Here is a 24269-nt window from a genome sequence, read left to right as displayed (position 1 = left end):
AGTCGCGATGGCGAACGAAAAGGCGCTGGCCACCACTGGGGCGGTATACGAAGACGGACCGGTACGCGCATTTGCGCTGGCCGCCGTTCTGTGGGGCGTGGTGGGCATGCTGGTGGGCGTCATCATTGCGGCGCAACTGGCCTGGCCCGATCTCGGCGCAGGCATCCCCTGGCTGAGCTACGGGCGGCTGCGGCCCCTGCATACCAACGCGGTCATCTTCGCGTTCGGTGGCTGCGCACTGATGGCGACCAGCTACCACGTCGTGCAGCGCACCGGCCAGACCCGCCTGTTCGCGCCGGGCCTGGCGTGGTTTCACTTCTGGTGCTGGCAGCTGGTCATCGTGGCTGCGGCCATCACGCTGCCGCTGGGCTTCACGCGCGGCAAGGAATATGCCGAGCTGGAATGGCCCATCGGCGTGCTGATCACGATTGCCTGGGTGGCCTACGCCATCGTGTTCTTCGGCACCGTGGGGCGCCGCAAGATCCGTCACATCTACGTGGCCAACTGGTTCTTCGGTGCCTTCATCCTCGCCGTGGCCCTGCTGCACCTCGTCAACGGCGCGGTGATCCCGGTCAGCTTCTGGAAAAGCTATTCGGCCTACGCCGGTGTGCAGGACGCCATGGTGCAGTGGTGGTACGGCCATAACGCGGTGGGCTTCTTCCTGACCGCGGGCTTCCTCGGGATGATGTATTACTACATCCCCAAGCAGGCCGAGCGCCCCGTCTACAGCTACCGCCTGTCCATCGTCCACTTCTGGGCGCTGATCTTCACCTACATGTGGGCGGGCCCCCACCACCTTCACTACACGGCGCTGCCGGACTGGGCGCAGAGCGTCGGCATGATCTTTAGCCTGGTGCTGCTGGCGCCGAGCTGGGGCGGCATGATCAACGGCGTCATGACGTTGTCGGGTGCCTGGCACAAGCTGCGTGACGACCCCATCCTGAAGTTCCTCATCGTCGCGCTGTCGTTCTACGGCATGTCGACCTTCGAGGGGCCGATGATGTCCATCAAGACCGTCAACGCGCTGTCGCACTACACCGATTGGACGGTGGGCCACGTGCACAGCGGGGCGCTGGGCTGGGTGGGCCTCATCTCGATGGGCTCGCTCTACCACCTGATCCCGCGCATGTTCGGCCGCACGCAGATGTACTCCAAGCGTGCCATCGAGCTGCACTTCTGGATCGCGACGCTGGGCATCGTGCTCTACATCGCCGCGATGTGGATTGCCGGCGTCATGCAGGGCCTGATGTGGCGCGCGGTCAACCCCGACGGCACGCTGGTCTACACCTTCGTCGAAAGCGTCAAGGCGACCTGGCCCTTCTACGTGATCCGCCTCAGCGGCGGCCTGCTCTACCTCGCCGGCATGCTGATCATGAGCTGGAACGTCATCAAGACCGTGCAGGCCGGCAATTCGCAGTCCGTGCGCATCCCGGTCCCCGCGCTGGCTCACGCCTGAACTGACATGCAGCCCCTCGTCCAACGAGTACGTTGGCCGGTCCCCCGCGGGGACGGCGATACCTGCCGGTTCGACCGGCAGGTACGTCGCCCAACGCGGGCCGGCTTGGGAGCGGCCCGGCGCTCGGCCCGCAAATTTCAAGCGCCGCTACACGCGGCGGAGCAAATGACATGAGCACACAAACTTCATCCGTCTCCGGCCACCAGCGCATCGAGACCAGCAACCTGCTGATGATCGTGCTGGTGCTGCTGACCGTGCTGGTTGGCGGCGTCGTCGAGATCGTGCCGCTGTTCTTCCAGCGCTCCACCACTGAGGCGGCGCCAGGCCTCAAGCCCTATACGGCGCTGCAGCTGGCCGGGCGCGACATCTATCTGCGCGAGGGTTGCTACAACTGCCACTCGCAGATGATCCGCCCGCTTGCCGCCGAGACGCTGCGTTATGGCAAGTACTCCACCGCGGGTGAATTCGTCTACGACCATCCCTTCCAGTGGRGCAGCAAGCGCACCGGGCCCGACCTGCATCGCGTCGGCGCCAAGTACAGCGACGACTGGCATCGCATCCACCTGAACAACCCACGCGACCTGGTGCCCGAGTCCAACATGCCGGCCTACCCCTGGCTGGCAAATGCACCGGTGGACGCAGCCGGCATGCCGGCGCGCCTCGCGGCGATGCGCATGCTGGGCGTGCCCTACACCGAGGCGGAGGTGAAGGCCTCCTCCCAGGACGTGACGGGCAAGACCGAGCTCGACGCGCTGGTGGCCTATCTGCAGGTGCTTGGCACCGCGAACAAGTAAGGAGCCCGCACCATGGGCATCAACGAACTCCGTGTGGCCGTGACCCTCGTGTCGCTGGCCGTCTTCCTCGGCATCATCGCCTGGGCCTGGCGCGGCCGCTTCGACGACGCCGCCCGCCTGCCCCTCGAAGGAGATGAGCAATGAGCGACTTCTTCAACGGCGGCTGGTCCCTCTTCATCGCCATTGGCACCATTGGCGGCCTCATCTTCTGCGGCATTCTGCTCATCATCGCCAGCCGCCGCCAGGTGATGGCCTCGGACAACACGACGGGCCACGTCTGGGACGAGGACCTGCGCGAGCTGAACAACCCGCTGCCCGCCTGGTGGATGGGCCTGTTCGTGCTGACCATCGTCTTCTCCGGCATCTACCTGGCGCTCTATCCAGGGCTGGGCAACCAGGCCGGCAAGCTGGGCTGGACGAGCCTGGGCGAGCACGCCAACGACCTGGCACAGGCGCGCGCCACCATGGCGCCGGTCTATGCCGCCTTCGCCGACAAGACGCCGGAGCAGCTCGCCAAGGATCCCAAGGCCCATGCCATTGGCGAGCGGCTGTTCGCCAACAACTGCGCGCAGTGCCACGGCGCCGACGCCAAGGGTTCCAAGGGCTTCCCCAACCTGACCGACACCGACTGGCTGTGGGGCGGCTCGCCCGAAACCATCACCGAGACCATCACCAAGGGCCGCGAGGGCAACATGCCCGTGATGGCGCCGGCAGTGGGCGCGGCGGAGGATGTGCGCAACGTCGCCCACTACGTGCTGTCGCTGTCGGGCAGCCCGCACAACGCGCTCTACGCCCAGCTCGGCAAGCCCAAGTTCACCGCCTGCGCGGCCTGCCACGGCCCCGGCGGCCAGGGCAACCCGGCCCTGGGGGCGCCCAACCTGAGCGACAAGGTCTGGCTGCATGGCTGGGGTGAGGAAGCCGTCACGGCCATGGTCAACAACGGCAAGCACAACGTGATGCCGGCCCATGGCGAGCGGCTGACGCCCGAGCAGATCCGCGTGCTTGCGTCCTATGTCTGGGGTCTGTCGCAGTCGCAAGGCGTCATCGCTTCCCCCTGAGTCCCATGCCTGTTCCCTCCGCGCCCGGTCCGGGCGATGCCGTCCAAGTCATCCGCCTCTACAAGTCGGAGGACAAGATCCACCCGCGGTCGGTGGACGGCTTCTACGCCCGCTGGCGCTGGGCCATCGTCGCGCTGACCCAACTCGTGTTCTACGGCCTGCCCTGGCTCAGTTGGGGCGAGAGGCAGGCCGTGCTCTTCGACCTGGGCTCGCGGCGCTTCTACATCTTCGGCCTGGTGCTGTATCCGCAGGACTTCGTGTACCTCACGGGCTTGCTGATGATCTCGGCCTACGCGCTCTTCCTGTTCACCGCCGTGGCCGGGCGCCTGTGGTGCGGCTACGCCTGCCCACAGACGGTCTACACCGAGCTGTTCATGCTCATCGAGCGCTGGTTCGAGGGCGACCGCAACGCGCGGCTGCGGCTGCAAAAGGCGCCGTGGTCCTGGACCAAGCTCTGGCGCAAGGCGGGCAAGCAGTCCGCCTGGATCGCGCTGGGCCTGTGGACCGGCTTCACCTTCGTTGGCTACTTCACGCCCATCCAGACACTGGCGCGCGAGGTCCTCGCGTTCGGCATGGGACCGTGGGAAACCTTCTGGGTGCTGTTCTACGGCTTCGCCACCTACGGCAACGCCGGCTACATGCGCGAGCAGGTCTGCAAGTACATGTGCCCGTACGCGCGCTTCCAGAGCGCGATGTTCGACCGCGACACGCTGATCGTCAGCTATGACCCGGAGCGCGGCGAGCCGCGCGGCAAGAACGCGCAGCGCGGCAAGAAGGGCGAGGTGCGCAGCGCCGCCGCTCCCGTGGGGGACTGCATCGACTGCAACCTGTGCGTGCAGGTCTGCCCGACCGGCATCGACATCCGCGACGGCCTGCAGTACGAATGCATCGGCTGCGCGGCCTGCATCGACGTCTGCAACGGCGTCATGGACAAGATGGGCACCGCGCGTGGCCTCATCCGCTATGACACCGAGAACGGCCTGGAGCAGCGCCTGACGCGCGCGCAGCGCTGGCAGCACGTGCTGCGCCCGCGCGTGCTGATCTACACCGCCGTGCTGCTCGTCATCTGCACGGCCCTGATGTGGAGCCTGCTGTCGCGGCACAGCTTCCGCGTCGACATCGTGCGTGACCGCGCTTCGATGGCCCGACTCGTCGAGGACGGTTGGATCGAGAACGTCTACCGCCTGCAGGTCATGAACGCGACCGAGTCGCCCCAGCGCTACCGCATCGAAGCCGAGGGCCTGCCCGGCCTGGCGCTGACCCAGGCCGCCACCGTGGACCTGGGCCCCGCCGAGGCGCGCTGGGTGGCGGTGGCCCTGCGCGTGCCGCCCGAGACGGCGCAACAGCTCAAGGCTGGCGCCCATCCCATGCGCTGGCGCATCAGCCGCTTCAGCCGCATCAGCGATGACACCGGTGGATCGGCCGCCGAGACCGTCGTCGAGAAGTCCACTTTCGTGCTGCCGCGCTGACGGCGAGGAGAACCCCATGTCCGCCCTGAATCCCTCCTCCGCCTGGCGCGAGCCCATGGTCTGGCTCGTGGTCGGGGGCCCGGCGATCGTCGTCGTTGCCAGTTTCTTCACGCTGGCGCTGGCCATCCGCCACCCCGACCCGCCGCTGGAGCTGCACCGCACCGCCCAGGCTGCCGATGCCACCGAGCCCGCCGACCTGCGCGCCCGTGCCGGTGATGCGGTACCGGCCCTGGTCGCCCGCAACCATGCCGCCACGGGCACGGCGGGCCTGAAGAGATGAACGGCGCCGCCGGCCCCACGCGCATCAAGCGCTTTGCGATGGCCGTGGCCTGGTCGTCCTTCCTTGCGGCTGGCGTGCTGGAGGCCCTGGTGTTCGCCGTCGTCGACCCGGCCGACCTGCGCTGGTTTGGCACTGCGCCCGTGCAGTTGTCGACCCAGGCCGTCTACACCCTCAGCTTCCTGATCTTCTGGGCCGTCATCGCCTTGGGCGCCAGCCTGGCGTTGCTGCTGATCAGCCTGCCCGGCGACGAGGTCAAGCCTGGGCGTCACGCGCCTGGCTGGCCTCGCTGAGCCCGGCGCCTGCCACCACGCGTGCGTTGCGGTCATGCGTCCAGTAGGCCCAGGCCCAGTCCACCAGCACGACGAAGCGGTTGCGGAAGCCGATCAGGAAATAGACGTGGGCGAACAGCCAGAACAACCAGGCCGGCAGGCCCGAGAAGCGCAGCGACCCGGCCGGCGTGCCCAGGTCGACGACGGCGCTGTGGCGGCCGATGGTGGCGAGGTTGCCGTAGTCGCGGTAGCGAAAGGCCTGCGTCGCCTCGCCGCGCAGCCGGCGCTGGATGTTGGCGGCGGCGTGCCGGCCCATCTGCTTGGCGCCGGGTGACACGCCGGGCACGGGCTTCGGAGGCTGGCCGGGCGCGTGGCTTTGCGCGGCGGCGAGGTCGCCGATGACCTGGATATTGGCCTGGCCCTTCAAGCTCAGGTCAGGCTCGACGACCACACGGCCGGCGCGGTCCAGCGTGCAGCCGGTTGCATCGGCCAGCGCACGGCCCAAGGGCGAGGCCGCCACGCCGGCGGCCCAGACGACGCAGCGGCTGTGCAGGCGCTCCGGGCCGGTTGGCGTCGTGATGTCCAGCCCCTGGGCGTCGATGCCGGTCACACGGGCGTTCAGGCGCACGTCCACGCCGAGTGCGCCCAGTTGCTCGCGGGCGCGTTCGCTCAAGCTCTCGGGCATGGCCTGCAGCACACGCGGGCTGCCCTCCACCAGCAGCACGCGCGCCTGTCGTGGGTCGATGTGGCGGAATTCACCGGGCAAGGTGTGGCGGGCGATCTCGGCGAAGGTGCCGGCCAGTTCGACCCCGGTCGGCCCGCCGCCGACAACGACGAACTGCAGCAGGGCGGCACGCTGGACGGGATCGTCCTCGCCATTTGCTTCGCGTTCGGCGGCCTCGAAGGCCAGCAGCACGCGGCGGCGAATCTCGAAGGCGTCGCTCAGCGTCTTCAGCCCCGGCGCGTGCTCGGCCCAGTCATCGCGGCCGAAATAGCTGTGCGTGGCGCCAGCGGCGACGATGAGGTGGTCCCAGCGCAGCGTGGCGCCATCCTTCAGCGTGGCGGTTCGCGCGGTGGCGTCGATGGCGACGATCTCGCCCATCAGCGTCGTCACATTGCGCTGGCCGCGGAAGAGGTGGCGGATGGGCGCCGCAATCGACGGCGCCGACAGGCCCGCCGTGGCCACCTGGTAGAGCAGGGGCTGGAAGAGGTGGTGGTTGGTCTTGTCGACGAGGGTGATGTCGACGTCGGCGGTGCGCAGGGCACGCGCCGCCTCCAGGCCGCCGAAGCCGCAGCCGATGATCAGGACTTGAGGACGCATGGACAGCCATCCTACGCTCGGTTTGTTGCGCCGCAGCATGACTGTTTTTCAAATGGCGGCAGGCCGGTTGCATCGTGATGCAAAGCCAGCCGGCGAGGTCCGATCACGTGCCGTTTGCGCACCTAGGATGCGGCGCCCAAGATGTCCTCCGCCACGCTGGCCGCTGCCTCCTCCGCACCCGAACCGACCTGGCAACGCCCGCGCGGCGGTGGCCTGCGCGGGCTGTCCTTCCACCAGTGCCTGCTGGCCGCCTTTTTGCTGATCACGGCGCTGCTGGGCGGCGCGGCGGCCCAGGCCATGTTCGCACTCGAGCATGTCGCCCTGCAGAGCCGCGAAGCCGCGCAGGACGCCGCCAGTCTGAGCGCCCAGGTGCAGCGGCTGTCCGAACGCACCGTGGCCATGGAGCGCAGTGCGCGGCAGTTCCTGGTGCTCGACGACGCCAGCCTGCGCGAACGCTTCCAGGCCGCCTGGGCAGACGCCAAGGCCACGCAGGCGACATTGGCCGGCACGCTGACCGAGCCGGCATCGAAGCAGCTGTTCGCCGACTGGGGCAGGCAGGCCGAAGCGGCCTGGGAGGTGCTGCAGAACCCAGGCCCGACCCGCACTCGCTCCACGGCACTGCGGCGGCTGACACCGGTATTCGCGCGCCTGCACGGCCTCAACGAGACCCTGACCGAGCAGAGCCAGCGCGCCGTGGACCGCCGCAGTGACGCGGTGCTGGCCGAACTGGAGCAGCAGCGCCGCCTCATCAGCGCCCTGGTGCTGGGCGCCATCGCGCTGGCCGTGCTGCTGGCGCTGGGTTTTGGACACTGGCTGCTGCGGCCGCTGGCCCATGTCGAGGCGGCCATCGGCCGGTTGGGCGACAACCGCTTCGACGAGCCCGTGGAGGTGCGCGGCCCGGCCGACCTGCGCCGGCTCGGGCGCCAGCTGGAGTGGCTGCGCCAACGCCTGGCCACGCTGGAGTCGGACAAGACGCGCTTCGTGCGCCACATCTCGCATGAGCTGAAAACGCCGATGGCCTCCATCCGCGAAGGCGCGGCCCTGCTGCGCGAGGGCGTTGCCGGYCCGCTGACGCCGGATCAGACCGAGATCGTGCGCATCCTCGGCGACAACAGCGCCGCCCTGCAAGGCCAGATCGAGGACCTGCTGCGCTACCAGACGCTGGCCTCCAACTCTCAGCAACTGCAGCGCCGCGCGACCGACCTCAAGGCGTTGCTGGCGCGTGTGGTGGATGAACAGCGCCTGCTCTGGCAGACCCGGGGCCTGCAGGTACGCATCGACGCCGCAGCCTGCAACGCCCTTGTCGACGACGCCAAGCTGGCCATCGTGCTGGCCAATCTGCTGGCCAACGCGCTGCGCTTCAGCCCGCCCGGGGGCGTCATCGTGCTGACCCTGGAGCAGGACGACCGCAAGTTTTGCATCGACTGCATCGACGCCGGTCCCGGCGTGGCAGCCGAGGATGCCGAGCGCATCTTCGACCCCTTCTACCAAGGCCGCAACCAGGCGCCCGGTGCGCGCCGCGGCAGTGGCATCGGCTTGTCCATCGTGCGCGAGATCGTGCAGGCCCACGGCGGCAGCTGCCGGCTGCTGGCCAGCGAAGGCGGTGCCCATTTCCGGATTGAGATACCCCATGCGAAGACTGCTTGAGATTGGCTTATTGCTGCTGCTGGCCGCCTGCCAGACGGCCCCGCCAGCGCCCGTGCCGGCTCCGCCGCCCCCTGCGCCTGTCTGCCCGGAGCTGCCCGCGCCACCGCCGCAGGTCGACGATCTGAAGGCGCTGGTCGGCTATGCCGAGGATCTGCGCAAGGCGCTGGCCCTGAACCAGGGGCGCAGCAGCGCAGACCAAGCCCAGGCTGCGGCGCAGCTCGACCTGATCGCCAATGCGACCGACGCGTCGGCCGAACCGATCAAGCCGCTGGCCACGCTGATGGCCACCCGCCTGGCCGAGCAGCGGCGGCTGCAGGACAACATCGACAAGCTCAGCCAGCAACTGCGCGAGAGCCAGCGCCGCAACGAGCAGCTCAACGAGAAGCTCGAGGCCCTCAAGGCCATCGAGCAGACCCTGCCGGGCAAGCCCGGTGCTCCGCGATAAAGGGGCAGCAATGACCACGCAAGCCACCATCCTCCTCGTCGACGACGACGCCGACCTGCTGCGCCTGATGACGATGCGGCTGACCGCTGCCGGCCATGCCGTGCAGGCCGTGGCCAGCGCCGAAGCCGCGCTCGCCCACCTCGCCGTGCGGCTGCCGTCCCTCGTCATCACCGATGTGCGCCTGCCGGGGTTGGACGGCCTGGCCCTGTTCGACGAGGTGCGCGCCCGGCACCCGTCGCTGCCGGTCATCCTGCTGACCGCCCACGGCAACATCCCCGATGCCGTCGAGGCCACGACGCGTGGCGCCCATGCCTATCTGACCAAGCCCTTCGATGGCAAGGGGCTGCTGGACAAGATCAACCAGGCGCTGCGGGTGAACGTGACGGGGCCGGCGCCGCTTGACGGCGATGCTGCGTGGCGCAGCGAGATCATCAGCCGCAGCCCGCGCATGGCCGAGGTGCTGTCCGAGGCGCGGCTGGTGGCAGCGACCGACGCGAGCGTGCTGATCTCGGGCGACAGCGGCACCGGCAAGGAGCTGCTGGCGCGCGCCATCCACCGCGCCAGCCCGCGCGCAGCGAAGCCCTTCATCGCGGTGAACTGTGCCGCCATCCCCGAGGCGCTGCTGGAATCCGAGCTGTTCGGCCATGTGAAGGGCGCCTTCACCGGCGCGCAGGCACAGCGCCAGGGGCTGATCCCTGCGGCGCAGAGCGGCACGGTCTTTCTGGACGAGATCGGCGACATGCCGCTGGCCTTGCAGGTGAAGTTGTTGCGCGTGCTGCAGGAACGTGTCGTGCGGCCGGTGGGCAGCAACGAGGCGGTGGCGGTGGACGTGCGTGTGCTGTCCGCCACCCACCGTGACCTGGAGCTCGCCATGGCCGAGGGCCAGTTCCGCCCCGACCTCTATTACCGGCTCAATGTCGTGCAGCTGCGCCTGCCCCCGCTGTCGGAGCGGCGCGAGGACATCGCGCTGCTGGCCCAGCACTTCCTGCAGACCTTGGCCGAGCGGCACCGCCGGCCGGTCAAGGGTTTTGCGCCGGATGCGCTGGAGGCGTTGGTGACCGCGCCCTGGCCGGGTAATGCGCGCCAGCTCTACAACGTCGTCGAACAGGTCTGCGTGCTGGCCATGGCGCCGCTGGTGTCGCTGACCCAGGTGCAGCGCGCGCTGCAGACGCCGTCGCTGGAGGTGCTGAGCTACCAGCATGCCAAGCAGCGCTTCGAGCGCGACTACCTCAATCAATTGCTGAAGCTGACCTCGGGCCATGTGGCCGAGGCCGCGCGCCTGGCCGACCGCAACCGCACCGAGTTTTATCGCCTGATGCAGAAGCACGGGCTGGATCCGCAGCTCTTTCGCGCCGACCCCCTAGCTGCCGCGTCGGATTCGGGCGACAGAAAACCGTCAGATGAATCAAGCACTTAGGCCGGCATCGCCATGCGGCGTCGCCGCCCGGCGACAAAAAGGCCCGTGCTTGTCGTTGCTGAGGGGCCCCGTCGCGCCGGGTTTTGTCCTAAGTCGTTGATCTGCTGAGGAAATTTGAAACTGGCACGGGCCTTGCGCTGAACCTGTTCGTGGTGCCCCCCGGTATCGCTTTCGATTCACGCATCCTCAGGAGATCTGCATGCGACAAACATCCACCTTCGCCCGACTGCTGTCTGCCGCCTTGATGGCTGGTAGTGCCACTGCAACCTTTGCCGCTGACCAAGCACCGGCGACGCCGGCCCCGGCCGAACAGGTTGCTCAGGCGCAAACCGCCGGCGACACGACGATTGCCAGCCAGGCCCAGGCCGTATTGCAGCAGGACAAGGATCTGGCAGCCCTGCCGCTGACCGTGAGCAGCAGCGCTGCTGGCGTGGTCGTGCTCAAGGGCGCGGCACCCAGCGCCGACCTGGCCCAGAAGGCCATCAAGCTGGTTCAGGCCGTGCCCGGCGTGAAGGAAGTGCGCAACGAGATCAAGGTCGGCTGACCGCCGTTTCCTCGATCTCGAGGCCCTGCGCGCCCCCGCAGGGCCTTTTTTCGTCTGGCTTCAGCAGCGGCTGTTGTTCACCAAGACCTGAAGCCCGGCCTGGTCGAGGATGCGCAGCTGGCGCTGCTTGACCTCCAGCAGCCCGTCCTCCTGGAATTTGGAGAAGGTGCGGCTGACGGTTTCCAGTTTCAGGCCGAGGTAGCTGCCGATCTCTTCGCGCGTCATGCGCAGCACGAGGCTGGATGCCGAGAAGCCGCGTGCCTGCAGGCGCTGGGTCAGGTTCAGCAGGAAGGCCGCCAGGCGCTCCTCGGCCCGCATATTGCCGAGCAGCAGCATGACGCCGTGGTCGCGCACGATCTCCCGGCTCATGATCTTGTGAAAGGAGTGCTGCAGCACGCTGAATTCGCGTGACAGCTCCTCCAGCTGGGAATAGTGGATGACGCAGACGGACGAGTCCTCCAGCGCGACGGCGTCGCAGTGGTGACGGTCGCTGCTGATGCCGTCCAGGCCGAGCAGCTCGCCGGCCATCTGGAAGCCGGTGACCTGGTCGCGGCCATCCTCGCTGCCGACGCGGGTCTTGAAGAAGCCGGTGCGCACGGCGTACAACGCTTCAAAGCTCTCGCCGTTGCGAAACAGATACCCGCCGCGCGGCACGCTGCGTCGCATCGCGACGAGGCCATCCAGGCGGGTCAGGTCGGCGGCCCGCAAGCCCACAGGCAGGCAGAGCTCGCGCAGATTGCAGCTGGCGCAGGCGACCTTGAGCGGCTCGAGCGCGGCGGTGGGGCAGGGAAGACTCATGGGTTGGCATTCTTGGACCGGGCCGGCACTGCGCGCTTGACCTGGATCAAGGCCGGCGAGCCGCGGTATCGGCACAGTTGCCGCATGGCTGCTGTGACCGAAAGACCGCTGGACCCCGACCTCCTTGACGCCAACATCAGGCGCCACGACGTGGCCGGCCCGCGCTACACCTCCTACCCGACGGCCGACCGCTTCGTCGAGGCCTACCAGGCACCCCAGCACCTGCAGGCCCTGGCACAGCGCGGCGCGGCCCAGCCGCTGTCGGTCTATGTGCACATCCCGTTCTGTGAGCAGCTCTGCTACTACTGCGCCTGCAACAAGATCATCACCAAGCACCACGAGCGCGCCCAGCCCTATCTGGCCGCGTTGAACCTGGAGATGGACCTGGTGGCCGAGGCCCTGGGTGGCCACGCGCCCGTTTCGCAACTGCATCTGGGCGGTGGCTCGCCGACCTTTCTGTCGGACACTGAACTGAGCGTGCTGATGGATGCGTTGCGCCGGCGCTTCAAGCTGCTGCCTGGCGCCGAGTTGTCCATTGAGGTGGACCCGCGCACGGTCGACCTGGCGCGCCTGGCGCACCTGCGCCGGCTCGGGTTCAACCGCCTGTCCTTCGGCGTGCAGGACTTCGACCCGGCCGTGCAGAAGGCCGTGCACCGCGTGCAGCCGCTGGCCTCTGTCGCGGCCCTGATGCGCGGGGCGCGCGAGCTGGGTTTCGCCTCCATCAGCGTCGACCTGATCTATGGCCTGCCGCTGCAGACGCCGGCGTCCTTCGCGCGCACCATCGCCCAGGTCGCCGAGCTCCGGCCCGACCGCATCGCGATGTATGCCTATGCCCACCTGCCGCAGCGCTTCAAGCCGCAGCGCCGCATCGTCGCCGAGTTGCTGCCGCCGGCGGGTGACAAGCTGGCCATGCTGTCAGGCGCGATCAGCGCGCTGCTGGGCGAGGGCTATGCCTACATCGGCATGGACCATTTCGCGCTGCCCGACGACCCGCTGGCCGTGGCCAAGCGCCAGGGCCTGCTGCACCGCAACTTCCAGGGCTATTCGACGCAGCCTGATTGCGATCTCATCGGCCTGGGCGTTTCGGCCATCAGCCGCGTCGGCGCAACGTATGCGCAGAACGCCAAGACCCTGGCCGAGTATGAGGATGCGCTGAACCAGCGCCAGCTGCCCGTGCAGCGCGGCCTGGCTTTGACCCGCGACGACCTGTTGCGCCGCGCCGTCATCATGGCGCTGATGTGCCAGGGCCGGCTGGAGTTCGAGTCCATCGCGGCGTCCTATCTCGTCGACGTTGCCACCTACTTCGCGCCGGAGCTGGAGCGCTTGTCCCGGCTGGCCGACCAGGGCCTGGTCGAGCGGCAACCCGACGCTTTGCAGGTCACGCCGCTGGGCTGGTATTTCGTGCGCGCCGTCGCGTCGGTCTTTGATCGCTACCTGCAGGCCGACGCCAGCCGCGAGCGCTTCTCCAAGATCATCTGATGGATGCGGCCCTGGTCCTGTCCGCCACGCTGATGGGGCTGGCAGGCATGCCGCACTGCGCGGCCATGTGCAGTGCGCCTTGCGCCCTCGCCGCGGGGCACCGGCCCGTGCGGCTGCTGGCCGGCCGACTGTTGGGTTATGCCGCCGGGGGTGCGGTGGCGGCAGCGTCCGCCCAGGCGCTCGCACGTGTCTCGCAGAGCGTGACGCTGCTGCAGCCCGCCTGGGCCTTGCTGCAGGCGGCACTGCTGCTGTTCRGCCTGACGCTGTTGGTGCGTGGCCGCGTGCCGGCGTGGCTGGGCGCCATGCGCTGGCGCCCTCAGCCGCGCCATGCCTTCGCTACCGGCATCGCCTGGGTGGCCATGCCCTGTGGGCTGCTGCATGCGGCGCTGCTGCTGGCCGGCTTGTCAGGCTCGCCCTTGAGCGGTGCCGTGGCGATGGCCGGCTTTGCGCTGGCCAGCACACCGGGCCTCGTCATCGCGCCGCTGTGGCGGGCGCGGCTGCTCAAGCGGGGCACGGGTGGTGAGGTACTGGCGCTGCGCCTGGCCGGGCTCATGCTGGCCGCGGGGGCGGCGTGGGGGCTGGTGCACGGCGTGTGGCAGCGGCTCCTGCTGGCCTGCTGAGCCGGCCATAAACTCGCCGGGTTTCGTTTCCTAGTCTCGTCTCTTGCGCGGAGCCCACACGTCATGTCCCAACACATCAAGGTGCCTGAAGGCGGCCAGAAGATCACCGTCAACGCCGACTTCACGCTGAACGTGCCCGACCAGCCCATCATTCCCTACATCGAAGGCGACGGCACCGGCCTGGACATCACGCCCGTCATGCTCAAGGTGGTGGACGCGGCGGTGGCCAAGGCCTACGGCGGTGCGAAGAGGATCCATTGGATGGAGGTCTACGCCGGCGAGAAGAGCACTCGCGTGTACGGCCCCGATGTGTGGCTGCCCGAAGAGACGCTGCAGGCCGTGAAGGAATACGTCGTCTCCATCAAGGGGCCGCTGACCACGCCCGTCGGCGGTGGCATCCGCTCGCTGAACGTCGCCCTGCGCCAGGAGCTGGACCTGTATGTCTGCCTGCGCCCCGTGCAGTATTTCGACGGCGTGCCCAGCCCGGTGAAGGAGCCGCACAAGGTCGACATGGTCATCTTCCGCGAGAACTCGGAGGACATCTACGCCGGCATCGAATACGAGGCCGAGAGCGACAAGGCCAAGAAGCTCATCAAGTTCCTGCAGGACGAAATGGGCGTCAAGAAGATCCGCTTCCCAAACACCTCGGGCATCGGCATCAAGCCTGTCAGCCGGGAGGGCACCGAGCGCCTGGTGCGCAAGGCCATCCAGTACGCCATCGACAACAACAAGCCCAGCGTCACCATCGTGCACAAGGGCAACATCATGAAGTTCACGGAGGGCGGTTTCCGAGATTGGGCCTATGCGCTGGCTCAGAAGGAGTTCGGCGCCCAGCCCATCGATGGCGGCCCGTGGTGCAAGTTCAAGAACCCGAAGACGGGCAAGGACATCACCATCAAGGACAGCATCGCCGACGCCTTCCTGCAGCAGATCATCCTGCGCCCGGCCGAGTACAGCGTCATCGCCACGTTGAACCTGAACGGCGACTACATCTCCGACGCACTGGCCGCGCAGGTGGGCGGCATCGGCATCGCCCCGGGCGCCAACATGAGCGACTCCATCGCGATGTTCGAGGCCACGCACGGCACGGCGCCGAAGTACGCCGGCAAGGACTATGTGAACCCCGGCTCCGAGATCCTGTCGGCCGAAATGATGCTGCGCCACATGGGCTGGATAGCAGCCGCTGACCTCATCATCAGCGCGATGGAGAAGGCCGTCCTGAGCAAGAAGGTGACCTACGACTTCGCGCGCCTGATGGACGGCGCGACGCAGGTGTCGTGCTCCGGGTTCGGGCAGGTGATGATTGACCAGATGGAGTGACACGGTTTCGCCCCGAACGCCTAGACTTTGGGCATGCCGGACTACATCAACACCTACGTTGACGAAAATCAGCTCCTCATCTACGAGGGGGCGGACTTCGACGAGGTGTATCTGGCTGACCGTTCGGGTGAGCGCGGTGCACAGGTGTGGTGTTGGACTCGTCGTGAGACGGACCTCAACAAGGCTAGCTGGCTGCGGCTGATCGTGTCGGTCGATGACAAGGATTCCGCTGCCGCCGTGGAGCGGGTCCGTGGCGCGTTGAAGCCGAATCCTGTGCCGGATCCGTTTCGCAAGCCCGTGCCGCATTGAGGGCGCCGGCTTTTGTTGCCAGGTGCACAAAAAGAAACCCCGGCGCTCAGGCCGGGGTTTGGGGCGACCCGTGGTGCTTCACGTGTCGCCTGTCAGAAGCTTTGCAGGAGCAAACGCCTGGTATCAGACTGTAGTAAATATTTTGGTCGTTGGGCTGGCTGTTTCATTGCGGAATACCCGCCAGCGTGAAATCGCAACGCGTCATGAGGCGTTGCAAGCAAAACGGGGCGCCGATGGCGCCCCGTTTCTTCGTTCAGCGGTCGATCAGCTGGCCAGCGATTGCAGCGCCGCATTGAACGTGGCGCTGGGACGCATGACCTTGTCGAGCTTGGCAACGTCCGGCAGGAAATAGCCGCCGATGTCGGTCGGCTTGCCTTGGACGGCCTTCAGTTCCTCGGCGATCTTGGCCTCGTTGGCGGTCAGCGTCTGGGCCAGTGGCTTGAAGCGGGCCGCCAGTTCGGCGTCCTCGGTCTGCTCGGCCAGGGCCTGGGCCCAGTACAGCGTCAGGTAGAAGTGGCTGCCGCGGTTGTCGAGCTCGCCGGTCTTGGGGCTGGGGCCCTTGCCGTTGTCCAGCAACTTGCCGGTGGCGGCATCCAGGGCCTTGGCCAGCACCTTGGCCTTGGCGTTCTTGGTCTTCATGCCCACGTCTTCCAGGCTGACCGCCAGCGCCAGGAACTCGCCCAGCGAATCCCAGCGCAGGTGGTTTTCCTCCACCAGCTGCTGCACGTGCTTGGGCGCCGAGCCACCGGCGCCGGTTTCGTACATGCCGCCGCCAGCCATCAACGGCACGATGGACAGCATCTTGGCCGAGGTGCCCAGTTCCATGATGGGGAAGAGGTCGGTCAGGTAGTCGCGCAGGATGTTGCCGGTGGCGCTGATGGTGTCCTGGCCGCGGATGACGCGCTCCAGCGTGTAACGCATCGCGCGCACCTGGCTCATGATCTGGATGTCCAGGCCGGTCGTATTGTGCTCATGCAGGTACATCTTGACCTTGGTGATGAGCTGCGCCTCGTGCGGGCGGTAGGAGTCCAGCCAGAACACCACCGGCATGCCGGAGTTGCGGGCGCGCGTGACGGCCAGCTTGACCCAGTCGCGGACGGCGGCGTCCTTGCACTGGCACATGCGCCAGATGTCGCCCTGCTCGACGTCCTGGCTCATCAGCACCTCGCCGGTGGCGAGATCGGTGATGTTGGCCACGCCGTCCTCCGGGATCTCGAAGGTCTTGTCGTGCGAGCCGTATTCCTCGGCCTGCTGGGCCATCAGGCCCACGTTGGGCACCGTGCCCATGGTGCGCGGGTCGAAGGCGCCATGCCATTTGCAGAAGTTGATGATCTCCTGGTAGATGCGGGCAAAGGTCGACTCCGGCATCACGGCCTTGACGTCCTTCAGGCGGCCATCGGCGCCGTACATCTTGCCGCCGCTGCGGATCATCGCGGGCATGGAGGCGTCGACGATGACGTCGTTGGGCGAATGGAAGTTGGTGATGCCCTTGGCCGAGTCCACCATCGCCAGTTCGGGGCGGTGTTCGTGGCAGGCGTGCAGGTCGCGCTTGATCTCGTCCTGCTTGGCGCTGGGCAGCGTGGCGATCTTGGTGTACAGGTCCACCATGCCGTTGTTGACGTTGATGCCCAGTTCGTCGAACAGCTTGGCGTGCTTCTCGAACGCGTCGCGGTAGAAGATGCGCACGCAGTGGCCGAACACGATGGGATGGGACACCTTCATCATGGTGGCCTTGACGTGCAGCGAGAACATCACGCCGGTCTTGCGCGCGTCCTCGATCTCTTTCTCATAGAAGGCCAGCAGGGCCTTCTTGCTCATGTACATCGAGTCGACGACCTCGCGGTCCAGCAGCGAAACCTTGGCCTTGAGCACGATGGCCTTGCCGCTCTTGGTGATGAGCTCCATCTTCACGTCGCGTGCGCGGTCCAGCGTGATCGACTTTTCACCGTGATAGAAGTCGCCGTCATGCATGTGCGAGACGTGCGAGCGCGAGGCCTGGCTCCAGTCGTCCATGCGGTGCGGGTTCTTGCGGGCGTATTCCTTCACCGCCTTGGGCGCGCGGCGGTCGGAGTTGCCTTCGCGCAGCACCGGGTTCACGGCCGAGCCGATGCACTTGTTGTAGCGCGCGCGGATGTCCTTCTGCTCATCCGTCTCGGGCTTTTCGGGGTAGTCCGGGATCTTGTAGCCCTTGTCCTGCAGTTCCTTGATGGCGGCCTTCAACTGCGACACCGAGGCGCTGATATTGGGCAATTTGATGATGTTGGCTTCCGACTTCAACGTCAGCTTGCCCAGGGCGGCCAGGTTGTCGGGCACGCGCTGCTCTTCGGTCAGCAGTTCCGGGAACTGGCCCAGGATGCGGCTGGCCACCGAGATGTCGCTGCTGACGACGTCGATCCCAGCCGACGCCGCGAAGGCCTTGACGACCGGCAGCAGCGAGGCAGTGGCCAAGCGGGGGGCTTCGTCGGTCAACGTGTAAACAATCTGGGTCTTTTCGGCGGTCATGAGCGTGTTCCGGTAGATGGCAATCCGTGCTGCACACAGCGCCAGGAGGCGGCGCGCAACACGTAACTCTAGCAAGCCGGGCGCGCGCTTGCTGCGCGAGCCCGGCGGCGCCAATGCAAAAGCCCCGTGGCGTCAGGCCACGGGGCTTTTGATTTGTGAGCTCAGCTCAGGACGCCAGTTGCGGCTGTTGCTGCTGCTCGGCGGCGCGTGCGGCTTCCATCGGCGTGATGTTCTGCGCAAGCTGGCCTTTGGGGCCCTGCACCAGGTCGAACTGCACCTGGCTGCCCTGCTTCAGCGTCCGAAAGCCTTCCATCTGGATCGCTGAAAAATGGGCGAAGACATCATCTCCGCCAGCTTCCGGCTCGATGAATCCGAAGCCCTTGGCATCGTTGAACCACTTGACTTTGCCCAGTGCCATCATCTTGTCTCCATTCTTTGTGGCACCTCCTGGGGAGGCGGAGGCAGATTCTGGTAGCGCAATAAAAAGCGTCAATTCGGGACCTTCCCGGCCGGGTTCACCCTCAGAACCTTCCGCCCTGCGCTTGCAATTTCCAGGAGCGTCGCCAACTGCCCGCGGTCGGCGAGGGGAAGCCCCCGTCGATAGAATCCCGACATGCCTGTGCTCCCCGTCTTTTCACCGCGAAACCAGTCGCCCCCGCCCCCGCCCGCGCCCCCTCTGAAGCCGGGCAAGGACGAAGGCGAGGGCGCGGTCGTCGTCGAGCGGCAGACCCAGAAAACCGAGCCCCCCCGGCTCTACCAGGTCCTGCTGCTGAACGACGATTTCACGCCGATGGAGTTTGTTGTCATGGTTCTGCAGGAATTTTTCCGGCATGACCTCGATACGGCGACGCAGATCATGCTCAAAATCCACCACGAGGGTCGCGGGGTCTGCGGTGTGTTCACCAAGGACGTCGCCGCGACCAAGGTGGAGTTGGTTCTGGCCGCCTCACGGCGTGCCGGCCACCCCCTGCAGTGCATTATGGAGGCCGCATGATTGCGCAAGAGCTTGAAGTCAGTTTGCACATGGCGTTCGTCGAAGCACGCCAGCAGCGGCACGAATTCATCACCGTCGAGCACCTGCTGCTCGCTTTGCTCGACAACCCCAGCGCCGCGGAGGTGCTGCGCGCCTGCGCGGCCAACCTGGACGACCTGCGCAAGAGCCTGACGCAGTTCATCAAGGAAAACACGCCGATGGTGGGCGGCAGCGACGAGGTGGACACCCAGCCCACGCTGGGCTTCCAACGTGTCATCCAGCGCGCCATCATGCACGTGCAGAGCACCGGCAGCGGCAAGAAGGAAGTGACCGGCGCCAACGTGCTCGTCGCCATCTTCGGCGAGAAGGATTCGCACGCCGTCTACTACCTGCACCAGCAGGGCGTCACGCGCCTGGACGTCGTCAATTTCATCGCCCACGGCATCAAGAAGACCGATCCCGAGCCGCCCAAGAACCCCGAGGGCCAGGCCCCCGGCAGCCAGGAAGGCGAGCGCGAGGAAGGCGAGGGCGGCAGCGCCAAGGCGTCGCCGCTGGAGCAGTTCACGCAGAACCTGAACCAGCTGGCCAAGGACGGCAAGATCGACCCGCTGATCGGTCGCGAGTCCGAGGTCGAGCGCGTCGTGCAGGTGCTGTGCCGCCGGCGCAAGAACAACCCGCTGCTGGTCGGCGAGGCCGGCGTGGGCAAGACGGCCATCGCTGAAGGCCTGGCCTGGAGGATCACCGAAGGCGAAGTCCCTGAGGTCCTCGCCGACGCCGTCGTCTACTCGCTGGACATGGGCGCGCTGCTGGCGGGTACCAAGTACCGCGGCGACTTCGAGCAGCGCCTGAAGGCGGTTCTGAAGGCGCTGAAGGACCAACCCAGCGCCATCCTCTTCATCGACGAGATCCACACGCTGATCGGCGCCGGTGCGGCCTCGGGCGGCACGCTGGACGCGAGCAACCTGCTCAAGCCGGCGCTGTCCAGCGGCGCGATGAAGTGCATCGGTGCGACCACCTTCACCGAGTACCGCGGCATCTTCGAGAAGGACGCGGCGCTGAGCCGGCGTTTCCAGAAGATCGACGTCGCCGAGCCTTCGGTCGAGCAGACCATCGAGATCCTGAAGGGGCTCAAGAGCCGCTTCGAGGAGCATCACTCGGTCAAGTACGCCCTGGGCGCGCTCCAGGCGGCCGCCGAGCTGTCGGCCAAGTACATCAATGATCGCCACCTGCCGGACAAGGCCATCGACGTCATCGACGAGGCCGGTGCTGCCCAGCGCATCCTGCCCAAGAGCAAGCAGAAGAAGACCATCACGCGCGTCGAGGTCGAGGACATCGTCGCCAAGATCGCGCGCATCCCGCCCGCATCGGTCAACAGCGATGACCGCAGCAAGCTCAAGACGCTGGACCGCGACCTGAAGAGCGTCGTGTTCGGGCAGGACCCGGCGGTCGACGCGCTCGCCGCCGCCATCAAGATGGCGCGCTCGGGCCTGGGCCGGCCCGAGAAGCCGGTGGGCTCCTTCCTGTTCAGCGGCCCCACGGGTGTCGGCAAGACGGAGGTCGCCAAGCAGCTTGCCTACATCCTGGGCATCGAGTTGATCCGCTTCGACATGTCGGAGTACATGGAGCGCCATGCTGTCAGCCGCCTGATCGGTGCGCCTCCGGGCTATGTCGGTTTTGACCAGGGCGGCCTGCTGACCGAGGCGGTCACAAAGAAGCCGCACTCGGTGCTGCTGCTCGATGAAATCGAGAAAGCGCACCCGGATGTCTTCAACGTGCTGCTGCAGGTCATGGACCACGGCACGCTGACCGACAACAACGGGCGCAAGGCCGACTTCCGCAACGTCATCATCATCATGACGACCAACGCGGGTGCCGAGGCGCTGAACAAGGCCACCATCGGCTTCACCAACTCGCGCCAGCAGGGCGACGAGATGGCCGACATCAAGCGCCTGTTCACGCCGGAGTTCCGCAACCGCCTGGACGCCATCGTGTCCTTCCGCCCGCTGGACGAGGAAATCATCCTGCGTGTGGTCGACAAGTTCCTGCTGCAACTGGAAAGCCAGCTGCAGGAGAAGAAGGTCGAGGTCAGCTTCTCCGACGCGCTGCGCAAGCATCTGGCCAAGAAGGGGTTCGATCCGCTGATGGGTGCGCGGCCGATGCAGCGCCTCATCCAGGACACCATCCGCCGCGCGCTGGCCGACGAGTTGCTGTTCGGCAAGCTGGTCGATGGCGGGCGCCTGAGCGTGGACGTGGACGACAAGGGCGAGACGGTGCTGGACATCCAGCCCACGCCGCCCAAGCCGGCCAAGGACAACAAGCCCAAGGCGGAGCCGGCGACGGCTTGAGTTTCAGCGCTCAGACGGAAAGGGACGCTGCGGCGTCCCCTTTTTCGTTCAACCAGCCGGGTCCTGTTTGAAGAAGCCGGCCAGCAGCTCGTACATCGCCGGCTCCTCCGCCCGCATGGCGGCCGGGGCGACGAAGAAGGCCTCCACGGCGACGGCGAAGAATTCCTCGACGGCCTCGCCGCCGTAGGGGTCGATCAGCGTCTCCTCGCCGGCGTCGATGCGGGCGCAGAATTTCTCCCATTCGGCGTCGATGACCGTGGTCCAACGCTCGCGTTCGTCGGCGTCCAGCGGGGGCGCGCCGTCAGCCAGCCCATCTCGCATGTCGATGACGTGGGCGAACTCGTGGATGACGACGTTGAAGACCGCGTCCGCGCCGAACTCGGCCGGGTCGTCGCTGACGGCGATGGCATTCCAGGTCAGCATCAGCGGGCCGCCTTCCATGGCTTCGCCGGCCAGCTCCTCGTCGTACTCGTGGACGACACCGTCCTCGTCCTCAAAGCGCCGCTGCGCCACGACTTCGCCCTCATGCATGACGATGCCGACGAAACCGTCATACCAGGACAGGCCCAGCCGCAGCACGGGCAGGCAGGCCTGGGCCGCGACGGCGACGGCGACTTCGTCGGTCACCTCGAAGCCGCCGACACCGTGGAACTCCTTGGTCGACAGGAAAATGCTCGACAGCCGGCGCAGCTCGGCGAGGTCGTCCTCGCCGCGCTGGGCCAGGAAGGGGTAGCGCAGCAGGGTCAGCTGCCATAGCGCATCTGGAATCGCATGGCGTTCGACGGCGCGTTGCTCACGCCAGTTGCGCAAAGCTTTCAGGATCACAGGGAAAGGCGTTGCAGACCGGCTGCGGACAGGCGGATGACGTCGCCGCGCGGTGGGGTGCCATCGAGGTCCCAGTCCGACAGCACGACGCGCCTGAGCCCGTCGCCCAGATCGTGCTCGGCAGGGCGGTGTGTGTGGCCGTGGATCATCGTCGTCGCGCCGGCTTCGTTCAGCAGCGCGCGGCAAGCCTCGGCGTCAAGGTCGGTGGCCATCAGTTGCGCGGCTTGCGCCGCGCGGCTGCCTTCGCGCATCTGGCGCCCCAGCGCCTGGCGAGCTTCGAGCGGCTGCGCCAGCACCTGGGCCTGCCATTCGGGCGAGCGCACCTGGCGGCGGAAGGCCTGGTAGGCGGTGTCGGCAAGGCATTGCGCATCGCCATGCGCCAGCAGCCAGCGCTGGCCAAAGGCATCGAGCACCGTGGGATCGGGCAGGGCGGCCATGCCGGTGTCCGCCAGCAACTCCGCGCCGACAAGGAAGTCGCGGTTGCCGTGCATGAAGAAGAGGTCCAGGCGCCGCGACGCATCGTGCAGTAGGCGTACGACGCGGGCCTCGAAGGGCTCGTTCCGCGCGTCGTCGCCGACCCAGACCTCGAAAATGTCGCCGAGCAGCAGCACCGCTTGCGCGGGCGTCTGCGCAAGGTGCTGCTCAAGCCGGGCCAGCGTGCCCGGCGTGTCCGGCCCGAGGTGCAAGTCCGACAGCAGATCGATCTGCCGCCACTGCGCCGGGGCCGTCAGCGTGTGGATCAAACCTCGACGGCTTTCTCGATGATGACGTCTTCGACCGGCACGTCACCATGGCCGCCACGCGTGGCGGTCTTGGACTTCTCGATCTTGTCGACGACGTCCTTGCCCTCGATGACCTTGCCGAAGACGGCATAGCCCCAGCCCGACGGGCTCTCGGACTTGAAGTCCAGGAAGCCGTTGTTGGTCGTGTTGATGAAGAACTGCGCCGTGGCCGAGTGCGGCGCGTTGGTGCGCGCCATGGCCAGCGTGTAGTGGGCGTTCTTCAGGCCGTTGTTGGCCTCGTTCTGGATGGCCGCCTCGGTGGGCTTTTGATTCATGCCGACCTCAAAGCCGCCGCCCTGGACCATGAAGCCCTTGATGACGCGGTGGAACACCGTGCCGTCGTAGTGGCCCTTGCGGACGTAGTTCAGGAAGTTGGCGACCGACAGCGGCGCCTTCTCGGCATCCAGCTCAATGAGGATGTCGCCGTGGTTGGTGGTGAGTTTGACTTGGCTCATTTTTTGACGGGCTCAACGAGAGCCTTGGTGATGAAGATGGGCTTGACCGGGAAATGCTGGTGCATGCCGTGCGGCGTGACCTCGACGGCGCGGATCTTGTCGACGACGTCCATGCCCTCGATGACCTGGCCGAAGACGGCATAGCCCGAGGCCGGATTGTCCGGTTCGCCGTCGAGCATGGGGTTGTCCACCACGTTGACGAAGAACTGCGAGGTTGCCGAGTTCGGGTCGTTGGTGCGCGCCATGGCGATGCTGCCGCGCACATTGGTCAGGCCGTTGTGCGACTCCAGCGGGATGGGCGGCTTGGTCGGCTTCTGGTTCAGCTTGGTGTCGTAACCGCCGCCCTGGATCATGAAGGTTGCCATGACGCGGTGGAAGACCGTGCCGTTGTAGTGGCCGGCCTTCACATATTGCAGGAAGTTGGCGACCGACTTGGGCGCCTTCTGGGCGTTCAGTTCGATGCGGATGTCGCCTTCGGTGGTCTGCAGCTTGACGGTCTGGGCCTCGGCGCCCAGCGTGGCCAGCAGGCCGGCGAGAAGGAGAGGAAGGATTTTGGTCATGGGAGGCGAGTGGTTAGCGGGTGCGCAATTCGCGGGTCAGGGCCAGCGTGCGGTTGATCTTGCCGGCCAGCGTGTCGCTGGGCATCAGGGCCGACTTCTGGGCACGCTGGTAGGCGCGCAGAGCCAGGCGTACCAACACATCGCCCAGATTTTCCTGGGCCTGGGCATGGTCGGGATGCAGGCGCAGGGCCTGCTCCAGCGCGGCCTTGGCTTCGTCGAGTTCGCCGGCGGCCGCGTGCAGTACGGCGAGATTGTTGTAGGGGTCGGCCAGGTCGGGGAAGTCCTGCGTGAGGCGGGTGAAGATGGCCGTCGCCTTGGCAGGCTCGCCCAGTTCCATGCGCATGACACCCAGGGCGAAGCGCAGTTGCAGATCATCAGGTTGACGGGTCAGGGCCTGCTCGACCTGCTCGACGGCCTGGCTCTTCTGGCCGGCCAGCCAAAGCCGCTGGGCGCTGGCAAGGTCGTCGGCGCGAACCGGCGTGGTTGCCAGCGCCAGGATCAGCAGGCAGGGCAACGCGAGGGTGGGGAAGGGCAGGCGCATGAGGGTTGTAGCGGGGGGCGGCGTCAGGGTCGGCCGCTATACTGAATTCATTCTATGAGC

General features: G+C 66.9%; 26 protein-coding genes. 17 read left to right on the top strand and 9 right to left on the bottom strand.

Annotation, left to right across the window (positions count from 1 at the left end):
- Nucleotides 1-7 precede the first annotated feature (7 nt).
- From ccoN to ACXJLH_RS26495, 7 genes are all read left to right on the top strand, one after another.
- Nucleotides 8-1456: a cytochrome-c oxidase, cbb3-type subunit I gene (gene ccoN / locus ACXJLH_RS26525; RefSeq protein ID WP_457447357.1), complete on the top strand. Its 1449-nt coding sequence runs from the start codon at nucleotides 8-10 to the stop codon at nucleotides 1454-1456.
- 170 nt (nucleotides 1457-1626) lie between these two features.
- The gene (gene ccoO / locus ACXJLH_RS26520; protein WP_457447355.1) at nucleotides 1627-2250 is read left to right on the top strand and encodes a cytochrome-c oxidase, cbb3-type subunit II; all 624 of its coding nucleotides are present in this window, start codon (nucleotides 1627-1629) and stop codon (nucleotides 2248-2250) included.
- A gap of 12 nt (nucleotides 2251-2262) precedes the next feature.
- A complete protein-coding gene (locus ACXJLH_RS26515; RefSeq protein WP_056197782.1) occupies nucleotides 2263-2394 on the top strand; it encodes a cbb3-type cytochrome oxidase subunit 3 in 132 nt (43 codons plus the stop codon).
- Nucleotides 2391-3308, top strand: coding sequence for a cytochrome-c oxidase, cbb3-type subunit III (gene ccoP / locus ACXJLH_RS26510; protein WP_056197780.1), 918 nt, complete (start codon nucleotides 2391-2393; stop codon nucleotides 3306-3308). Before ACXJLH_RS26515 ends, ccoP begins: the two co-directional genes overlap by 4 nt.
- Before the next feature lie 5 nt (nucleotides 3309-3313).
- A complete protein-coding gene (ccoG, locus tag ACXJLH_RS26505; protein WP_457447354.1) occupies nucleotides 3314-4777 on the top strand; it encodes a cytochrome c oxidase accessory protein CcoG in 1464 nt (487 codons plus the stop codon).
- 16 nt (nucleotides 4778-4793) lie between these two features.
- The gene (locus tag ACXJLH_RS26500) at nucleotides 4794-5057 is read left to right on the top strand and encodes a hypothetical protein (RefSeq protein ID WP_056197775.1); all 264 of its coding nucleotides are present in this window, start codon (nucleotides 4794-4796) and stop codon (nucleotides 5055-5057) included.
- A complete protein-coding gene (locus ACXJLH_RS26495) occupies nucleotides 5054-5347 on the top strand; it encodes a hypothetical protein (RefSeq protein ID WP_457355309.1) in 294 nt (97 codons plus the stop codon). The genes ACXJLH_RS26500 and ACXJLH_RS26495 overlap by 4 nt, the downstream gene beginning before the upstream one ends.
- On the opposite strand, the gene ACXJLH_RS26490 is transcribed toward ACXJLH_RS26495, so the two are convergent.
- Entirely contained in the window at nucleotides 5310-6647 is a 1338-nt protein-coding gene (locus ACXJLH_RS26490) for an NAD(P)/FAD-dependent oxidoreductase (protein ID WP_457447352.1), read from the bottom strand. The two genes, ACXJLH_RS26495 and ACXJLH_RS26490, sit on opposite strands and share 38 nt — an antisense overlap.
- Before the next feature lie 141 nt (nucleotides 6648-6788).
- Between ACXJLH_RS26490 and ACXJLH_RS26485 the strand changes: the two genes are divergently transcribed.
- The 4 genes from ACXJLH_RS26485 to ACXJLH_RS26470 all read left to right on the top strand — a co-directional run bounded on the left by ACXJLH_RS26485 (nucleotide 6789) and on the right by ACXJLH_RS26470 (nucleotide 10700).
- Complete coding sequence (locus tag ACXJLH_RS26485; RefSeq protein WP_457447351.1) at nucleotides 6789-8294, top strand: sensor histidine kinase; 1506 nt, start codon at nucleotides 6789-6791, stop codon at nucleotides 8292-8294.
- The gene (locus tag ACXJLH_RS26480) at nucleotides 8278-8739 is read left to right on the top strand and encodes a hypothetical protein (RefSeq protein ID WP_457447349.1); all 462 of its coding nucleotides are present in this window, start codon (nucleotides 8278-8280) and stop codon (nucleotides 8737-8739) included. Before ACXJLH_RS26485 ends, ACXJLH_RS26480 begins: the two co-directional genes overlap by 17 nt.
- A gap of 10 nt (nucleotides 8740-8749) precedes the next feature.
- A complete protein-coding gene (locus ACXJLH_RS26475; RefSeq protein ID WP_457324943.1) occupies nucleotides 8750-10156 on the top strand; it encodes a sigma 54-interacting transcriptional regulator in 1407 nt (468 codons plus the stop codon).
- A gap of 199 nt (nucleotides 10157-10355) precedes the next feature.
- Nucleotides 10356-10700: a BON domain-containing protein gene (locus ACXJLH_RS26470; RefSeq protein WP_056197769.1), complete on the top strand. Its 345-nt coding sequence runs from the start codon at nucleotides 10356-10358 to the stop codon at nucleotides 10698-10700.
- A gap of 60 nt (nucleotides 10701-10760) precedes the next feature.
- Here the strand turns inward: ACXJLH_RS26470 and ACXJLH_RS26465 are convergent, their stop codons facing one another.
- Nucleotides 10761-11498, bottom strand: coding sequence for a helix-turn-helix domain-containing protein (locus ACXJLH_RS26465; protein WP_056197767.1), 738 nt, complete (start codon nucleotides 11496-11498; stop codon nucleotides 10761-10763).
- Nucleotides 11499-11582: 84 nt separating this feature from the next.
- Here ACXJLH_RS26465 and hemN point away from each other — a divergent pair, with 84 nt between their 5' ends.
- The 4 genes from hemN to ACXJLH_RS26445 all read left to right on the top strand — a co-directional run bounded on the left by hemN (nucleotide 11583) and on the right by ACXJLH_RS26445 (nucleotide 15226).
- Nucleotides 11583-12977 (top strand): oxygen-independent coproporphyrinogen III oxidase, encoded by a 1395-nt coding sequence (hemN, locus tag ACXJLH_RS26460; RefSeq protein WP_457447348.1) that lies wholly within the window; start codon nucleotides 11583-11585, stop codon nucleotides 12975-12977.
- Nucleotides 12977-13597, top strand: coding sequence for an urease accessory protein UreH domain-containing protein (locus ACXJLH_RS26455; RefSeq protein WP_457447346.1), 621 nt, complete (start codon nucleotides 12977-12979; stop codon nucleotides 13595-13597). Before hemN ends, ACXJLH_RS26455 begins: the two co-directional genes overlap by 1 nt.
- Nucleotides 13598-13660: 63 nt before the next feature.
- Nucleotides 13661-14917, top strand: a complete 1257-nt coding sequence (gene icd / locus ACXJLH_RS26450) for an NADP-dependent isocitrate dehydrogenase (RefSeq protein WP_457447345.1) — start codon at nucleotides 13661-13663, stop codon at nucleotides 14915-14917.
- A gap of 33 nt (nucleotides 14918-14950) precedes the next feature.
- The gene (locus tag ACXJLH_RS26445; protein WP_056197762.1) at nucleotides 14951-15226 is read left to right on the top strand and encodes a hypothetical protein; all 276 of its coding nucleotides are present in this window, start codon (nucleotides 14951-14953) and stop codon (nucleotides 15224-15226) included.
- A gap of 264 nt (nucleotides 15227-15490) precedes the next feature.
- Here the strand turns inward: ACXJLH_RS26445 and ACXJLH_RS26440 are convergent, their stop codons facing one another.
- Both ACXJLH_RS26440 and ACXJLH_RS26435 read right to left on the bottom strand, forming a co-directional pair.
- The gene (locus ACXJLH_RS26440) at nucleotides 15491-17728 is read right to left on the bottom strand and encodes an NADP-dependent isocitrate dehydrogenase (RefSeq protein ID WP_457447343.1); all 2238 of its coding nucleotides are present in this window, start codon (nucleotides 17726-17728) and stop codon (nucleotides 15491-15493) included.
- Nucleotides 17729-17894: 166 nt separating this feature from the next.
- Complete coding sequence (locus tag ACXJLH_RS26435; protein WP_457355327.1) at nucleotides 17895-18146, bottom strand: cold shock domain-containing protein; 252 nt, start codon at nucleotides 18144-18146, stop codon at nucleotides 17895-17897.
- 195 nt (nucleotides 18147-18341) lie between these two features.
- Between ACXJLH_RS26435 and clpS the strand changes: the two genes are divergently transcribed.
- On the top strand, nucleotides 18342-18722 hold the full coding sequence (gene clpS, locus ACXJLH_RS26430) for an ATP-dependent Clp protease adapter ClpS (protein ID WP_056197758.1): 381 nt from the start codon (nucleotides 18342-18344) through the stop codon (nucleotides 18720-18722).
- Complete coding sequence (gene clpA, locus ACXJLH_RS26425) at nucleotides 18719-21046, top strand: ATP-dependent Clp protease ATP-binding subunit ClpA (protein ID WP_056197757.1); 2328 nt, start codon at nucleotides 18719-18721, stop codon at nucleotides 21044-21046. Before clpS ends, clpA begins: the two co-directional genes overlap by 4 nt.
- Nucleotides 21047-21094: 48 nt before the next feature.
- On the opposite strand, the gene ACXJLH_RS26420 is transcribed toward clpA, so the two are convergent.
- The 5 genes from ACXJLH_RS26420 to ACXJLH_RS26400 are packed head-to-tail and all read right to left on the bottom strand — an operon-like array spanning nucleotide 21095 to nucleotide 24209.
- The gene (locus tag ACXJLH_RS26420) at nucleotides 21095-21868 is read right to left on the bottom strand and encodes a M90 family metallopeptidase (RefSeq protein WP_457447367.1); all 774 of its coding nucleotides are present in this window, start codon (nucleotides 21866-21868) and stop codon (nucleotides 21095-21097) included.
- Nucleotides 21868-22614 carry a UDP-2,3-diacylglucosamine diphosphatase gene (locus tag ACXJLH_RS26415; protein WP_457447341.1) on the bottom strand — a complete coding sequence of 249 codons (747 nt, stop codon included), beginning with the start codon at nucleotides 22612-22614 and terminating at the stop codon, nucleotides 21868-21870. Before ACXJLH_RS26415 ends, ACXJLH_RS26420 begins: the two co-directional genes overlap by 1 nt.
- Nucleotides 22611-23108, bottom strand: a complete 498-nt coding sequence (locus ACXJLH_RS26410) for a peptidylprolyl isomerase (RefSeq protein WP_056197749.1) — start codon at nucleotides 23106-23108, stop codon at nucleotides 22611-22613. Before ACXJLH_RS26410 ends, ACXJLH_RS26415 begins: the two co-directional genes overlap by 4 nt.
- A complete protein-coding gene (locus tag ACXJLH_RS26405) occupies nucleotides 23105-23668 on the bottom strand; it encodes a peptidylprolyl isomerase (protein ID WP_457447339.1) in 564 nt (187 codons plus the stop codon). The genes ACXJLH_RS26410 and ACXJLH_RS26405 overlap by 4 nt, the downstream gene beginning before the upstream one ends.
- 13 nt (nucleotides 23669-23681) lie before the next feature.
- Nucleotides 23682-24209 carry a tetratricopeptide repeat protein gene (locus ACXJLH_RS26400; protein ID WP_056197745.1) on the bottom strand — a complete coding sequence of 176 codons (528 nt, stop codon included), beginning with the start codon at nucleotides 24207-24209 and terminating at the stop codon, nucleotides 23682-23684.
- Nucleotides 24210-24269: the final 60 nt, after the last annotated feature.

Source organism: Roseateles sp. P5_E4, assembly GCF_054049255.1.
The sequence above is the reverse complement of the archived record's forward strand: the minus strand, read 5'-3'. Positions and strand labels throughout refer to the sequence as shown.

Coding starts and splice junctions, on each gene's coding strand:
- ccoN (WP_457447357.1), top strand. CDS start 8: ATGGCGAACGAAAAGGCGCTGGCCACCACTGGGGCGGTATACGAAGAC.
- ACXJLH_RS26515 (WP_056197782.1), top strand. CDS start 2,263: ATGGGCATCAACGAACTCCGTGTGGCCGTGACCCTCGTGTCGCTGGCC.
- ccoP (WP_056197780.1), top strand. CDS start 2,391: ATGAGCGACTTCTTCAACGGCGGCTGGTCCCTCTTCATCGCCATTGGC.
- ccoG (WP_457447354.1), top strand. CDS start 3,314: ATGCCTGTTCCCTCCGCGCCCGGTCCGGGCGATGCCGTCCAAGTCATC.
- ACXJLH_RS26500 (WP_056197775.1), top strand. CDS start 4,794: ATGTCCGCCCTGAATCCCTCCTCCGCCTGGCGCGAGCCCATGGTCTGG.
- ACXJLH_RS26495 (WP_457355309.1), top strand. CDS start 5,054: ATGAACGGCGCCGCCGGCCCCACGCGCATCAAGCGCTTTGCGATGGCC.
- ACXJLH_RS26490 (WP_457447352.1), bottom strand. CDS start 6,647: ATGCGTCCTCAAGTCCTGATCATCGGCTGCGGCTTCGGCGGCCTGGAG.
- ACXJLH_RS26480 (WP_457447349.1), top strand. CDS start 8,278: ATGCGAAGACTGCTTGAGATTGGCTTATTGCTGCTGCTGGCCGCCTGC.
- ACXJLH_RS26475 (WP_457324943.1), top strand. CDS start 8,750: ATGACCACGCAAGCCACCATCCTCCTCGTCGACGACGACGCCGACCTG.
- ACXJLH_RS26470 (WP_056197769.1), top strand. CDS start 10,356: ATGCGACAAACATCCACCTTCGCCCGACTGCTGTCTGCCGCCTTGATG.
- ACXJLH_RS26465 (WP_056197767.1), bottom strand. CDS start 11,498: ATGAGTCTTCCCTGCCCCACCGCCGCGCTCGAGCCGCTCAAGGTCGCC.
- hemN (WP_457447348.1), top strand. CDS start 11,583: ATGGCTGCTGTGACCGAAAGACCGCTGGACCCCGACCTCCTTGACGCC.
- icd (WP_457447345.1), top strand. CDS start 13,661: ATGTCCCAACACATCAAGGTGCCTGAAGGCGGCCAGAAGATCACCGTC.
- ACXJLH_RS26445 (WP_056197762.1), top strand. CDS start 14,951: ATGCCGGACTACATCAACACCTACGTTGACGAAAATCAGCTCCTCATC.
- ACXJLH_RS26440 (WP_457447343.1), bottom strand. CDS start 17,728: ATGACCGCCGAAAAGACCCAGATTGTTTACACGTTGACCGACGAAGCC.
- ACXJLH_RS26435 (WP_457355327.1), bottom strand. CDS start 18,146: ATGGCACTGGGCAAAGTCAAGTGGTTCAACGATGCCAAGGGCTTCGGA.
- clpS (WP_056197758.1), top strand. CDS start 18,342: ATGCCTGTGCTCCCCGTCTTTTCACCGCGAAACCAGTCGCCCCCGCCC.
- clpA (WP_056197757.1), top strand. CDS start 18,719: ATGATTGCGCAAGAGCTTGAAGTCAGTTTGCACATGGCGTTCGTCGAA.
- ACXJLH_RS26410 (WP_056197749.1), bottom strand. CDS start 23,108: ATGAGCCAAGTCAAACTCACCACCAACCACGGCGACATCCTCATTGAG.
- ACXJLH_RS26405 (WP_457447339.1), bottom strand. CDS start 23,668: ATGACCAAAATCCTTCCTCTCCTTCTCGCCGGCCTGCTGGCCACGCTG.
- ACXJLH_RS26400 (WP_056197745.1), bottom strand. CDS start 24,209: ATGCGCCTGCCCTTCCCCACCCTCGCGTTGCCCTGCCTGCTGATCCTG.